This is a genomic window from Legionellales bacterium, from assembly GCA_026125385.1.
In the GTDB taxonomy this organism is placed as follows: domain Bacteria; phylum Pseudomonadota; class Gammaproteobacteria; order JAHCLG01; family JAHCLG01; genus JAHCLG01.
Map to the genome: position 1 here is coordinate 22630 of JAHCLG010000026.1, position 13216 is coordinate 35845.

13 protein-coding genes are annotated in these 13216 nt (G+C 38.8%); 5 read left to right on the forward strand and 8 right to left on the reverse strand.

Annotation, left to right across the window (positions count from 1 at the left end; all coding sequences use genetic code 11):
* Nucleotides 1–45: 45 nt before the first annotated feature.
* Together KIT27_09615 and gpmI are read right to left on the reverse strand one after the other, a co-directional pair.
* On the reverse strand, nucleotides 46–1245 hold the full coding sequence (locus KIT27_09615) for a peptidoglycan DD-metalloendopeptidase family protein (GenBank protein ID MCW5589901.1): 1200 nt from the start codon (nucleotides 1243–1245) through the stop codon (nucleotides 46–48).
* Nucleotides 1238–2788 (reverse strand): 2,3-bisphosphoglycerate-independent phosphoglycerate mutase, encoded by a 1551-nt coding sequence (gpmI, locus tag KIT27_09620; protein ID MCW5589902.1) that lies wholly within the window; start codon nucleotides 2786–2788, stop codon nucleotides 1238–1240. The genes KIT27_09615 and gpmI overlap by 8 nt, the downstream gene beginning before the upstream one ends.
* Before the next feature lie 193 nt (nucleotides 2789–2981).
* On the opposite strand from gpmI, the gene glnA reads away from it, so the two are divergent.
* Together glnA and KIT27_09630 are read left to right on the forward strand one after the other, a co-directional pair.
* Nucleotides 2982–4388 carry a glutamate--ammonia ligase gene (gene glnA, locus KIT27_09625; protein MCW5589903.1) on the forward strand — a complete coding sequence of 469 codons (1407 nt, stop codon included), beginning with the start codon at nucleotides 2982–2984 and terminating at the stop codon, nucleotides 4386–4388.
* Between the two features lie 10 nt (nucleotides 4389–4398).
* Nucleotides 4399–5028 (forward strand): DUF4124 domain-containing protein, encoded by a 630-nt coding sequence (locus KIT27_09630; protein ID MCW5589904.1) that lies wholly within the window; start codon nucleotides 4399–4401, stop codon nucleotides 5026–5028.
* Here KIT27_09630 and KIT27_09635 read toward each other — a convergent pair.
* The gene (locus KIT27_09635; GenBank protein MCW5589905.1) at nucleotides 5025–6389 is read right to left on the reverse strand and encodes a sodium-dependent transporter; all 1365 of its coding nucleotides are present in this window, start codon (nucleotides 6387–6389) and stop codon (nucleotides 5025–5027) included. The two genes, KIT27_09630 and KIT27_09635, sit on opposite strands and share 4 nt — an antisense overlap.
* Nucleotides 6390–6466: 77 nt before the next feature.
* Between KIT27_09635 and xth the strand changes: the two genes are divergently transcribed.
* Entirely contained in the window at nucleotides 6467–7240 is a 774-nt protein-coding gene (gene xth / locus KIT27_09640; GenBank protein MCW5589906.1) for an exodeoxyribonuclease III, read from the forward strand.
* 90 nt (nucleotides 7241–7330) lie between these two features.
* Here the strand turns inward: xth and KIT27_09645 are convergent, their stop codons facing one another.
* The 5 genes from KIT27_09645 to KIT27_09665 form a co-directional block, all read right to left on the reverse strand.
* Nucleotides 7331–8791, reverse strand: a complete 1461-nt coding sequence (locus KIT27_09645) for a hypothetical protein (GenBank protein MCW5589907.1) — start codon at nucleotides 8789–8791, stop codon at nucleotides 7331–7333.
* 201 nt (nucleotides 8792–8992) lie between these two features.
* Nucleotides 8993–9529: a GNAT family N-acetyltransferase gene (locus KIT27_09650; GenBank protein ID MCW5589908.1), complete on the reverse strand. Its 537-nt coding sequence runs from the start codon at nucleotides 9527–9529 to the stop codon at nucleotides 8993–8995.
* A gap of 15 nt (nucleotides 9530–9544) precedes the next feature.
* A complete protein-coding gene (locus KIT27_09655; protein MCW5589909.1) occupies nucleotides 9545–10258 on the reverse strand; it encodes a queuosine precursor transporter in 714 nt (237 codons plus the stop codon).
* Nucleotides 10259–10283: 25 nt separating this feature from the next.
* Nucleotides 10284–10829 (reverse strand): hypothetical protein, encoded by a 546-nt coding sequence (locus tag KIT27_09660; GenBank protein MCW5589910.1) that lies wholly within the window; start codon nucleotides 10827–10829, stop codon nucleotides 10284–10286.
* An 8-nt stretch (nucleotides 10830–10837) separates the two neighbouring features.
* The gene (locus tag KIT27_09665; GenBank protein ID MCW5589911.1) at nucleotides 10838–11494 is read right to left on the reverse strand and encodes a helix-turn-helix domain-containing protein; all 657 of its coding nucleotides are present in this window, start codon (nucleotides 11492–11494) and stop codon (nucleotides 10838–10840) included.
* A 262-nt stretch (nucleotides 11495–11756) separates the two neighbouring features.
* Here KIT27_09665 and KIT27_09670 point away from each other — a divergent pair, with 262 nt between their 5' ends.
* Both KIT27_09670 and KIT27_09675 read left to right on the forward strand, forming a co-directional pair.
* Nucleotides 11757–12044, forward strand: coding sequence for a hypothetical protein (locus KIT27_09670; protein ID MCW5589912.1), 288 nt, complete (start codon nucleotides 11757–11759; stop codon nucleotides 12042–12044).
* Nucleotides 12045–12556: 512 nt separating this feature from the next.
* Nucleotides 12557–13216: hypothetical protein (locus KIT27_09675; GenBank protein MCW5589913.1), on the forward strand; the 660-nt coding region annotated here is incomplete at its 3' end.

Below are 13216 nucleotides of genomic sequence, written 5' to 3' on the forward strand. Positions count from 1 at the left end.
CCTCACACACAGTTTTAAAATAGCATCTTGGCAATGATGCTCGGATTAACGTTGACGTTGGCACCAACGAGCTGGATCTAAAGGATTTCCATTGTGCCTTATTGCAAAGTATAAACCACTTTCATCATAACCGCCGCTTTTCCCCACGCGCGCAATTAGCTGCCCTGCTTGTACGACTTCGCCTACTTTACTGAATAAACTTTCATTTCTGCCATACATGGTCATGTAACCATTGCCATGATCAAGAATAATTAATAAACCAAACCCGCGTAACCAATTAGCAAAAATCACTTTGCCAGGATACACGGCGCGCACGGCTTGTCCTTCATTGGCATTTAAGATCACCGCATTTAATTTCACCGAATTAGCACCCAGCGTTGCGCCAAAAGATTGTAAAATTGATCCCGAAGTCGGCCAAGGTAATTTTCCTTGCATTTGCATAAATTTCAATTTGCCAATGTGAAGATATTGCGCTAAATCGACCTTTTTTTCCTGCACGGCGCGTTGTTGCGCGACTTGATGTTGACGCGTTAAGCGCGATAATAATTCCGCCAACGCTTGTTTATTCACTTCAAGTTGATTAATACGCTGCTGTTTGCCAGCAATGTCTTTGTTTAATTGGCTTAACACTTGGCTGCGTAAATTTTTCTGATACGTTAATTGTTCTTGTTCACGTTGCCGTTTTTGTAGAATTTGGGTTAGCTTTTGCGTTTGTTGATTTATTCGCTGCTGATTTTGCGCTAAATGCGCCAAGGTATCTTTTAATTGGGCAATTAGGGTTAATCGCGCGCGACTAAAATAATGATAATACGTTAACATTAAACTGATTTTTTGCGGATCTTCTTGGTTTAAAACCATTTTGATGGGATTTTCGCGGCTTAATAAATAAGCGGCACGAAGTTGCTGATTGAGGGATTGATCTTGATGATGCAATTGTTGCAAATACGTTTGTTTTTGTGCGGTTAAAGTTTGCAAAGTGTTTTTAGCATCATTAATTTCTTCATCAATTTTATCTAAATTTTTTGCCATCGTGCCTATGGCTAATTCCGTTTGCTGCAAATCCTGAGTGAGTTTCTCACGAGCACTTAATGAGTGTTGTAAACTCGATTGTAACCCTTGAAGTTGTTGAGTGACGTGCTGATATTCATTTAATTTAGTTTGACGAGTATCTGCAAAACTCGTGGAAAATATACTCTGAGTTATCATCACAGTAAGAATGAAAAAAATCCATTTTGATTTACGCATGCTGGCAATCCAATTTGAGTAAGGAATTTCCGGTCATTTCTTGCGGTTTATTTAAGCCTAATAAATATAACATGGTTGGGGCAATATCTGCTAATGTTCCCAGGGTAGTGCAAAGCTGGGCGGGGCGCCCCAGATAAATAAAGGGAACTAATTCATTTGTGTGTGCGGTATGCGGTTGTTGAGTCGTTTCATCCAGCATTTTTTCAGCATTGCCATGATCGGCAGTAATGATAATTTCCCCTCCCTGTTGGCGCACGGTTTGAATGATTTTTCCTAAACACTCATCAATCACTTCTATCGCTTGAATCGTCGCTGGTAAATTTCCAGTGTGCCCAACCATATCGGCGTTGGCAAAATTACAAATAATAACCGCATAGTCTTTTTGCGCCATCGCTTGTAAAAATTTTTCAGTTAATTCATAAGCGCTCATTTCTGGTTGTAAATCGTAGGTGGCAACTTTGGGTGAAGGAATTAAAATCCGATCCTCTAACGGAAATGGCGTTTCTCTCCCGCCATTAAAAAAGAATGTCACGTGCGCGTATTTTTCCGTTTCGGCCAGGCGTAATTGCGTAAGCTGATGTTGGCTTAAATATTCCCCCAAGACGTTCACATGCTGTTGCGGCGCATACGCCACTTCTGCCGCGATATCGTTGGCGTATTGAGTAAGCGTAATGAAGTGGGCAAGATGAGGTTGTACGGTTAATGGGAACGCAGGGAAATGAGGATCGGTAAACGCGCGCGATAATTGGCGCGCCCGATCGGAGCGATAGTTCATAAAAATAATCACATCCCCATCTTCAACAGATTTAAAATCACTTAAGCGTGTGGGCTTAACGAATTCATCGGTTTCGCCGCGCTGATAAGCCTGTTCTAATCCGCTCACAGCCTTTTCTGCGGAATAAATTGCTTTACCTAAAGTTAATAAATCGTATACCGGTTGAATCCGTTCCCAGCGATTATCGCGATCCATCGCGTAATAACGCCCACACATCGAGGCAAGTTTCGTATTCCCTAGCTTTTCGCATAAGGCTTCGGCCGCTTGCAAAGAAGCCAAAGCGGATTGGGGCGGAGTATCTCGCCCATCTAAAAATACGTGAAGATATACCTTAGAAACACCCGCAGCCTCTGCCGCAGTGATTAAACTAAAAATATGATCTTGATGACTGTGCACGCCACCTGGTGATAATAAACCTAAAATATGTAACGCACGGGATGAATGTTTCAGATCGCGAAATGCTTCTGCAAATACTGGATTTTCTGCGAATTTATTCTCTGTCACATCGCGATTAATTCGAGTTAAATCTTGTAAAATAACGCGACCTGCACCGATATTTAAATGGCCAACTTCTGAATTTCCCATTTGCTGATCAGGTAATCCCACCGCATGCCCCGAAGCATCAATTAAACCGACGGTTGCATTTTTCATCCAGTGGTCTAAATGAGGTGTTTTAGCGAGTGCGATGGCATTATTAGCCAATTCATCGCGATGTCCAAAGCCGTCTAAAATAATTAAGGCCAACGGCGTGTGGGGAAGTTTAGTCATGCGCTTACTCACTTAATTTAGTTAAAGCGTCAGTGTAACAAATTCGCATCAGGATACTCAAAACAATTGGTATCGGTAAAATCTGTCGATTGTGGTGCGATTGTAACTCTGTTAAAGTTAGCAACGATTTATGCCAAAGTGCGTAAATTTATTCAATCGTTTTTGATAATGTCAACATTGGAGTAGTTCAGTCATGTCAGCCGAGATATTCGATCTCATTCGAGAAAAAGAAGTGAAATTCGTCGATTTACGTTTTACCGATACTCGTGGTAAAGAACAACACATTTCCTTACCCTCCCATTGTGTGGATGATGAATTTTTTAGCGATGGCAAAATGTTTGATGGTTCCTCGATTGCCGGTTGGAAAAGTATTGATTGCTCCGATATGATGTTACAACCCGATCCCACCACCGCAGTTCTCGATCCCTTTTGTGAAGATGTCACCTTAAACATTCGTTGCAATATTATCGAACCTTCCACGATGCAAGGTTACAACCGCGATCCCCGTTGTATTGCACAGCGCGCCGAAGCTTATTTAAAATCCACCGGTATTGCGGATACCTGTTTTTTTGGCCCAGAACCTGAATTTTTTATTTTAGACGACGTGCGTTGGAAAATTGATATGAGTGGCGCGTCTTATTCCATCGACTCTCACGAAGCGGCGTGGAACTCGGGTAATTCGGTAAATGGCGGTAATTTTGGTCATCGTCCGCGAGTCAAAGGTGGTTATTTTCCAGTACCTCCTGTCGATTCTTCACAAGATATTCGCTCAGCAATTTGTTTAACCCTAGAAGCCATGGGCATTAAAACGGAAGCGCATCATCATGAAGTGGCTACGGGCAATCAAAATGAAGTCGCGACTCGGTTTAATACATTAACGAAAAAAGCTGATGAATTACAAATTTTAAAATACGTCGTGCAAAATATCGCGCACGTCTATGGTAAAACCGCCACCTTCATGCCTAAACCTTTAGTCGGTGATAATGGTAGTGGCATGCATTGCCATCAATCGCTCAGCAAAAATGGTCAAAATATTTTTGCAGGCGATCAATACGCTGGCTTATCCGATTTAGCGCTATATTATATCGGCGGAATTATTAAACACGCGAAAGCCTTAAATGCTTTTACCAATAGCACTACAAATTCTTATAAACGTTTAGTCCCTGGTTTTGAAGCGCCTGTCTTACTCGCGTATTCTGCGCGTAATCGTTCGGCATCCATTCGTATTCCCTATACGGTAAGTCCCAAAGCACGGCGGATTGAAGTGCGTTTTCCTGATGCGGCTGGTAATCCCTATTTAGGATTTAGCGCGATGTTAATGGCAGGTTTAGATGGCATTAAACATAAAATTAATCCCGGCGAACCGATGGAAAAAGATTTATACGATTTACCTCCCGAAGAAATGATCGATATTCCTACCGTAAGTTTTTCACTTGAAGAAGCGTTGGGTCATTTAGATAGCGATCGCGAATTTTTAAAAGCCGGCGGTGTTTTTTGCGATGATGTGATTGACAGTTACATCGCGTTAAAAGAACAAGAAATTACCCGTGTGCGCATGACAACGCATCCCGTGGAATTTGATTTGTATTACAGTTCGTGAGGAAACAACGATGATCAGAAAAATAGGATGTTTTATTATTATTTTTTTAATCCCAGCGCTGAGTTTTTCCGAAATTTATCGCTGGACCGATAGTCAAGGCGTTACTCATTTTTCTGATCAACCCCATGATGGTGCGGCAACAGTTAAATTGCCGCCCATGCAAACCTATACTCCCACACCTGCAGAAGCAAAACCCAAAACGCCGATGGTAATTCCACAAACCGAAAAAAAAATTAATTATACGATTGCCTTTACGTCACCTTTAGATCAAGCCACCATCACGCCAGGTGAACGTGAAAATATGCAAGTCAGCATTACCATCACTCCAGAATTACACAAAGGCGATCAATTAAAAGTATTTTTAGATAATGAATTTTATCCCAATGGGTCAAAACAATTTAGTCTGCCTAATTTAGAACGGGGTACGCATACGTTACAAGCCAAAATTATGCGAGGTAACACGGTTTTAGCACAAACGCCGATTATCACCTTTTATGTAAAACAAGCCTCACAATTATTTACACCACGTAGCGCTAATGTTCCCACGCCACACGGTGTCCCAGCAACTAGTCTTAACCAAGCGGCCAGCATTCCTAATTTACAAGTAGAACCGCCAGCGCCCATTTTGCCGCCGAGCTAGGCGCCAAGCCCAAGCACATTGATCATGACAAATAAAATGGCAATCGGTACGATAATTCGCGAAGTCCACAGCCATAAATAAAATCCGTATTTTTGACGAATATTAAGCCCGGTTCGCATGACCGAGGTTTTGATAATCCAGGCAGCAAATAACGCAATCAATAAGCCACCCAGAGGTAACATAATATTAGACGTTAAATAATCGATGGCTGCAAAAAACGTTAATCCCAATATCGTCGTTGTTTTGGCGATATTAAACGAAAAAACTGTCAGTAAGCCTAAAGCCCACGCCACACTTCCCGACACCAACGCTGCTTGCCAACGCGACCAAGCACAGGTTTCAATCAGCCAAGCGACCGTCGGCTCTAATAATGAAATGGTGGAAGTGAATGCCGCAAATACTAACATAGCAAAAAATAAAATTGCTAATAAATTGCCGTGTTCCATCGCAGAAAATGCCAGTGGTAAAGTTTTAAAAATTAATCCCGGGCCTGCTGCTGGTTGCAAACCATGCGCAAATACTAACGGATAAATCGCTAATCCCGCAATTAATGCCACAAAAGTATCGGCCGCGGCGATAAATAGTGAGGTTTTTGCAACGGAGATGTGTTTAGGTAAATAAGCACCATACATCATGATGGAACCTGTGGCGATGCTTAAGGTAAAAAAAGCATGACCTAATGCTACTAATAAATTATGCGCCGATAATTTTTCAAAATGAGGATGAAATAAAAATGTTAAACCGTGAATAAAAAACGGGGTTTGCAGTGAATACGCCGCAATTAATACTAATAAAATCACCATGGCTGGAAATAAAATCATTACCGTTTTTTCAATACCTTTTTGCACACCCCTGGCAACCACCAGCGTCGTTGCGATCATTATCAAGCTATGCCACAAAATTAATTGCGCGGGATGAGCTAACAATGAAGTAAATAACTCATCGATGTGATGGGCGGATGCATGCAAAAATCCCTCGCGCACTGCTAACACTTCATAAGCCAGTGCCCAGCCTGCAATCACTGAATAATAAGTTAAAATTAAAAAGCCCGCGCTGATGATCCAAAAACCAATCAGCCCCCACGCGCGCGATCGTTTTTCTTGATGAGCTAAATACGCAATACTACCCGCGGGATTTTTACGAGCGAGTCGACCGATGGCAATTTCGGCCATTAATAAGGGCACGCCTAAAATTAATACGCAAATTAAATACATTAGCACAAAGGCGCCACCACCATTCATGCCAGTGATATAGGGAAATTTCCAAATATTCCCCAAACCCACGGCCGCACCTGCTGCTGCCATCATAAATGCCCAGCTCGAAGACCATTGCTCGGATGAAGTGGAAAATTGCGTTGACATAAAATACATCCTTGTGAATTTCTGCTGTGGTTACTATACTCATTCACACTTTATTTTTCCAATAGTAAGAAACATTCATGTCATTAACCATTGCAACGTGGAATGTGAATTCCATTAAAGTACGTTTACCACACGTGATAGATTGGTTACAAACCAATTCCGTGGATGTCTTAGCATTACAAGAAATTAAATGTGTGAGTGAACAATTCCCTGAAACTATTTTTCAGGAAATGGGTTATCACGTTATGGTGAGTGGACAAAAAACTTATAACGGTGTCGCTATTTTAGCAAAATCATCGCCACAAGATATTATTACGGCTCTCCCCGATTTTACCGATGAGGCCAAACGTGTGTTAGCGGTCACGATTAATGATGTGCGGATTTTAAATTTATATGTGCCCAATGGCGCGAGTGTAGATTCAGATAAATATCATTATAAATTAGCTTGGCTTGCTGCGTTAAAAAAATTTACTCAACAGCAATTACAAGAATATCCTAAGATTATTTTATTGGGCGATTTTAATATTGCACCAGACGATCGCGACGTTCACGATCCAAAACTATGGGAAGGACACGTGTTGGTCAGCGCTCGCGAACGTGAAGCCTTACAACAATTATTGCAATTAGGTTTACACGATTGTTATCGCCTATTGCATCCTGAAACGACAGAATTCAGTTGGTGGGATTATCGCCAAGCGGCCTTTCGCCGCAATCTGGGGTTACGGATTGATCATATATTGTGTAGTGAGGCCTTAAAAACCGTATTACAAGAATGCCGAATCGACCCAACACCCAGAAAATTAGAACGCCCCTCCGATCACGCTCCAGTGATAGCAGAATTTTTACTGTAGCCTGGATTGAACTTCGTTCAATCCAGGGTAAGGAGTGTTTAGATCTGTGAAATAAATCTCTCCCTGGTGATGAAAGATAGAATGAGTTTTTCAAGTCGCAGAAGTAGATGTAATTAATGTTTGGAAAACCGCATTAACTTTAGCTTCCTCTGATTCCGATGATTCCGATGGAGAATTAGCAGTATTTAGTAAGTCATCTACAACCTTAATGTCTAGCTGTTTAGTTTTAGTCAAATATTCTTTGATACTATCTCTCGTTCGTTTTCCGGTATAGCTTTCTGCTTTATTACCATACAAACCATATTTGATGATGGCTTTTAATTTAACATCATCAGCATCACTAGACAGGGTTCTAGAATCAAGTCCGCTTCTCCAAAATGGCCACAAACAGCAAGACGCTTTTTTTCCTTGATGAATCTCTTTTATTCCAGTAATTATAACACCATACTCGATGACTGCAGGTTGGTTTTGCATCACTGCATCCCCACCTGAATTTGCTATTTTTGCTGCTTCTTCAGCTTTTTGTTGAGCCTCTAATTGTGAAATTTTAGCATTAACCGATACCAGCAAAGTATTCATACTTAGATCTTGTATATTATCCCAGTTAGGTTGACTTTGTGGATTAAATTCTTCAATTTTATTAATTCCTTGTATTAGAGCATTAAAGCCACTCTCAATTCTAAGTTGACTATCTGTTTCTGATTTAGGAGCTAACAAAATGGGATTAACAAAAGTATTTTGGAATCCTTTTTTATAACCAACATAAGAATATCTAGCCTTCCATAAAAAATAATAAAAAATTTGGAACCCTGTTAAATTCTGAAGGTTTTGTGGGCTATCGTTAATTTCAGGAAAAAATGTTTCAGCTGATGTGCTAGGAGGATTATGAGGCACGATAGCAGTTTTTTTATTTGCTATGTCAAACAAACCTTGAGATATTCTTATTCCAAAACTTAACTCACTAATTTTTGTATAAAAAAGTTCGGAAATCTTCAGGCTGTGAACATTGACTAATTTTTCTGACTTGGCTTTTAGATCATCTCTAATTTTTATTAATTTAGTTATGTCACTTTCATTTTGAAAATCCTGATAAACTTTAAGTAAATAACTAATATTGTCACAAACCCAAGCCTGATAAATCACCATTTCAATAAAGTTAAATAAATTAAAAGCCAGACATGTTTTATAGAGCTTATCATTATTATTTTGAGGCCAATATAAACTAAGTTGTTTCTTATGACCTGTCTGAGTGATTGTAAAAGAATCCCTCATCTGTGAATTTAGAGCACTCATTTGAGCCTTCTTACGTGCTTCCAAAAACTCTTGATAACTCATTCTTCCATTAAAAGATGAAAATGATGAAAATGCATTTATACACTCAACATCTTGAGTATGGGAATAAGTAATATTAGCGGGCACTAATTGAAAATCGCTCCCAATATTAATAGTTTCAGGGAAAACATACTTTTCTAATCCATCGTGTCCATTCCCAACAAACCGCCTCCGCAAGTCTTCAAAATCGTGACGAATTTTTACAAAACTTAAAGCCATAAAACCTCACCATTCATCTCTCAATCTAAACCCGATGAATATCGCGGTTTCCTTGCGATATTATTGCCTTTGCTTATTGAACTTCTACTTCCCTGATACTACGAACCTATCATACCAAGCTTAGCGCAATATGACATTGAGGGGTTTTTACAAGAAAATGCGGGAGAAAGTGTTTTCTGGGAATGTTCAAACGATCATTTATTAGTTGTTCTTAAATTTATATACGTATAAGTTGACATATTGCTCATTACATATCGGATGAGGTATCGTTTTATAGTTTTTCACATGCATAAAATCCAAGGTTCTTAACAGTTTATTGGGTGCGACATTATCAGCTTTGGGTTGACAATAAAGAGACTCGAGTGAAAAATGCTCGACATAGTATTGTACTGAAAGCCAGAAAAGAGAGCGACCCAATTTTTTATGTCGTAATTCGGGTTTCCATATATGAAGATGGGCAAATGCTTGCTTGCCAAATTCAATATTATCGATACATGAGTGACCTATAAGAGCATGATCATAATACCAGCTGAGGCAAAAAAAATTTTTTTCTGACAGAGGCTTCTCATATTCTAAGAGCATATAGCTATGCCACTCATCAAACGAAGGCAACTGTTTCCAATTGATCCCACGTTTTTTCAGTGTTTCTCGATCAGTATTTAAAAAATATCGAATAACTTCAGCAAATTCATCTGGCCTTGTAGGCAATATCATACATTTTGGATCCGGTGTATTCATATTTTTTAGACCTGCTTAGTTTCTTGCAAAAGGATTAAAATTAACTCCAATGTCGAAGACATCAACATTTTCCACTCTCTTCAGGTAAGCAACTATGAATATACCAAAAAAACTTAACAATATAATTATCGCTTGACAAATAATGTAAGAGGAAAAAATCGAATTAATAATTTCTTTTAAAGTGTAAACACCACTGTAGGCTATAATACAGGCTATAGCTGAGAATGCAAACACACTAATTGTTGTGGAACATGTGCTCCTTATCCAATAAAAACGTCCTCTAGTTAAAATTTTCCATTTTGAGATAAAGAAAATATTAATAAATTCACTGGAAAAAATAGTAACTAGATCAGTTAACGTTGAACGAAGCATTGGCGGCACAAGTACTGAATAAGCATACTGATACTCGACATTCTCTAGATGAGGTAGAAGAACAACAAAGTTTAGTGCGCAAACAAACAATACTTCACATATTAATGCTGACCATATCATTTTTCGCGCTAATTTATAGCCATATACTTCAGCAACAATATCTCCAATAAAATAAGTGATTGGCACTATAAAAGCGGAGCCAGAAACAATTAGACGATCAATCACTGCCATGCGATATCCAATAACCATTTCACCCAAGAGAGCGGTTAAATAGATCATAAACAAAAAAGAGCAAAATTTATACTGCTCTTTTGGACGAGCAGTAGAGCCTTCAAATGACTGATGTGTATTTTTCATATAAAAGCCCTTTTTGTTGTTACGTTCACTGTTTGTCTTTCGATCGTTTATCTCGATTAATCTTTTCTTGAATAAGTCTGTCCATTTCTTCTTTCTCACTTCTCATTGATTGAGAACCATATGTATATCCTATAGAATGCGCATCGGATTGATTTAAATTTCGTATTAAATCAGGGTCAGCTGTTATTTCTTCTGCCGTTTTTGTTAAAATTTTATTGGAACCTTTTTCTTTTATTGCAAATATAAGCTTTTTCTCTTTCTCAAGAAGCCGCTTTGCTAAAATTTTATATCTAGGGCTATTGATTCCTAGATAGCCTAGGTATGTGAGTGTGCGAACATCTGTTGGTGAAAAACAATTCGTTAGTTTATCATCAGCTAATACAGCTTCTGGTTTCATTGGTAATAAACGATTGGTATTAATAATCTGAACCGTGGCAGAATATTCACCTTCAGAAATTTCTTCAATTGATACAACTCTATAAAGTGGTGTTAAAGACTCTGATTTTGCAAGCTCTTTCAAGCTTCTTAGTTTTTTCCTCCAATATAAAATAATTTTTCTTAAAAATCTCATCGTTCACCTCAAAAATTACCATAAGACTGACGTGCTTCAACAAGTACAGCGACAACCTCATCACCTTCATCCAATAAACGCAGTTGTGTACCTGTTAAATCAGGCGCTAACGCACGAATAAATCGATGATTAGCATCCAAAATTAACTCTCGAAAAACAAATAAATTATCACCATCTACTAATTGAACTAAAACAAAACTTCTATCAAACGGCTCTTTAGTAGGATCAAAAATTAATACAGAACCTTTTGGAAATTGTGGCATCATAGATGAATCATTCATTTTAAGTGCGAAACATTGCGCCGATAGGTCATTCATAACGATAATACTTTCATCAGGGTGAGCACTATTTTCTCTTATCTGAGAAAGCTGTGCCCATTCGTAAAGTGGAAGCTCTATAGTTTGTTTTTTATTTGCAGGTAAAGTAGCAAAGGTTTGTACTTCAACAAGCGGCTCTTCACCTATGAGCTGATCAACACTAAGCGAAAAATAATCTGCAATTGGTTTTAGCGAAGATTTATATGGCCGGGTTGATTTGCCTGTCACCAAACGATGAACAGTAGGCACCGGCAATCCTACCTCTCTGGCAAGCTCAGAGGCATTCATTCTCTTATCATAAAGTAATTCCTGCAATCGTTGGCTTAAGCCTAAATAGTGTTTCGCCATTAAATAAAGCCTAGTTTTCCTAAAATAGGGATTTTACAGCTATCCAAAATGTTGATAAATTGTATCACAAAATCTGCATAAATCAATCGCTTATATCAACTTAGACAGTGAAGTTGAGATTATTTAGTCAAAAAAATAAAAACTTGATAATTCTGTTGACATAAATACTAAAACTTGAAATAATAATCTCGACTTTTAGTTACCGCTCTCTAAACGACAACTTAGAGGAATTAGACAACATTAATCGGAAGAGGATAGCACTATGGCTGATATTACCAACGATGGCAAAATGAGTACAACTCGAAAACCGACCAATCCAGAGTTTCGTTTTGAAATAATTCAATACAATTGCCTACCTGAACACGACGTAATGATCAAATTATTTGATTTTGAAAAATTGGAAGATGTCACAACGAATGTTATTAGCCTTTACCAAAACGATGAAATTCTCACAAATTTAAGCGCGAATAATCTCAGAGCTATTATGTCACTTTGGGTAGATAATTCTTTACTTAAAGAGCGAGATATCTTCAAAAATAATCTTCACTAATTAAACGCTTGCCCGTTTATAAAGCGGTCACGGACTATAGCATCACTCACTGCCGTGACCGCTTTTTTTATCTTACATAAAAATACCTGGTCACTCACTACTTATATTTATGAAAATTTTTTTCGGAAAATCCCATAATTTTTATTAAATCCTTTGGGGATTCCAAAATAAAGACCAGCAAATGAATAATCTTTGTTGGTTCTCGATAATCGGGAATAATTGTTGCTAATTACACGGTGAGATTTATTTAACGAGTATTACTGTGCGTGACCACATCAGTGATTTTCGCTTGACTTTAATTTAAGCCTCTCCCATAATCGATTTAACATTTTTACCAGGCATTTTTTAATGAATTTACAACACATAGCTCAATATTGGTGGTGCTCAATCATGGCGGGATTCGCGCGTGATGAGTAGCCCTTAGCTATTTGTTAGTTTGAAAACCCGCCAATGGCGGGTTTTTTTATGCCTAAAACTCACTCGCCATTGGCCAGCAAGCAAGGTGAATGAGGATGAGTATTCAATTAGAAAGTATTGTTTTAGAAATTAGCAACCCCTACAACGCCATTGAATTATTACGCTGTTTGACTGAAAATCAGTTAAGCAATGGTAACCTCCTGTATGAAACCCAACATCACGGCAAACGCTGTTCGCAATTAAGCCTGGGAATTATTCGTGCAGGCTTGATGATAGCCGGTCGTGAAAATGATTTTTTTATTCGCGCCCTGCACCCCGATGCCGAATCATTACTCGCCACCATTGGCCAACGCTTACCCCAAGAAGCGCATTATCAAGTAATTGCCAATGAAATTCGCGGCACCTTAACCCCCGATAAAACCGCCGTAGAATTAAATCAACGTTTGCAAGCTGTGAATCATGCCGATCTATTACGCGCCTTACTCGTTCCCCTGCAATTACCCGCAGCGTATTCTCACCTACCCCTCGGGTTATTCGGCTGCTTTGGTTATGATTTTATTCAGCAAATGGAACATATTCCCCGCAATCCGCGCGACATTTTGCAAGATTATGATTATATTTTTTATCTGCCCGCAGAAATATTTATTATCGATCACCAACATCAGCAAACCTATCTCATCGGTTTAATCCTCGATGATAAACCACAGACGCAAGCACGATTGCAAACCTATCAACAGAACCTTATTAAACATAAA

Bases quoted from the DNA above. Each gene is read 5' to 3' on its own strand.
- KIT27_09615 (MCW5589901.1), bottom strand. From the start codon at position 1,245: ATGCGTAAATCAAAATGGATTTTTTTCATTCTTACTGTGATGATAACT.
- gpmI (MCW5589902.1), bottom strand. From the start codon at position 2,788: ATGACTAAACTTCCCCACACGCCGTTGGCCTTAATTATTTTAGACGGC.
- glnA (MCW5589903.1), top strand. From the start codon at position 2,982: ATGTCAGCCGAGATATTCGATCTCATTCGAGAAAAAGAAGTGAAATTC.
- KIT27_09630 (MCW5589904.1), top strand. From the start codon at position 4,399: ATGATCAGAAAAATAGGATGTTTTATTATTATTTTTTTAATCCCAGCG.
- KIT27_09635 (MCW5589905.1), bottom strand. From the start codon at position 6,389: ATGTCAACGCAATTTTCCACTTCATCCGAGCAATGGTCTTCGAGCTGG.
- xth (MCW5589906.1), top strand. From the start codon at position 6,467: ATGTCATTAACCATTGCAACGTGGAATGTGAATTCCATTAAAGTACGT.
- KIT27_09645 (MCW5589907.1), bottom strand. From the start codon at position 8,791: ATGGCTTTAAGTTTTGTAAAAATTCGTCACGATTTTGAAGACTTGCGG.
- KIT27_09650 (MCW5589908.1), bottom strand. From the start codon at position 9,529: ATGAATACACCGGATCCAAAATGTATGATATTGCCTACAAGGCCAGAT.
- KIT27_09655 (MCW5589909.1), bottom strand. From the start codon at position 10,258: ATGAAAAATACACATCAGTCATTTGAAGGCTCTACTGCTCGTCCAAAA.
- KIT27_09660 (MCW5589910.1), bottom strand. From the start codon at position 10,829: ATGAGATTTTTAAGAAAAATTATTTTATATTGGAGGAAAAAACTAAGA.
- KIT27_09665 (MCW5589911.1), bottom strand. From the start codon at position 11,494: ATGGCGAAACACTATTTAGGCTTAAGCCAACGATTGCAGGAATTACTT.
- KIT27_09670 (MCW5589912.1), top strand. From the start codon at position 11,757: ATGGCTGATATTACCAACGATGGCAAAATGAGTACAACTCGAAAACCG.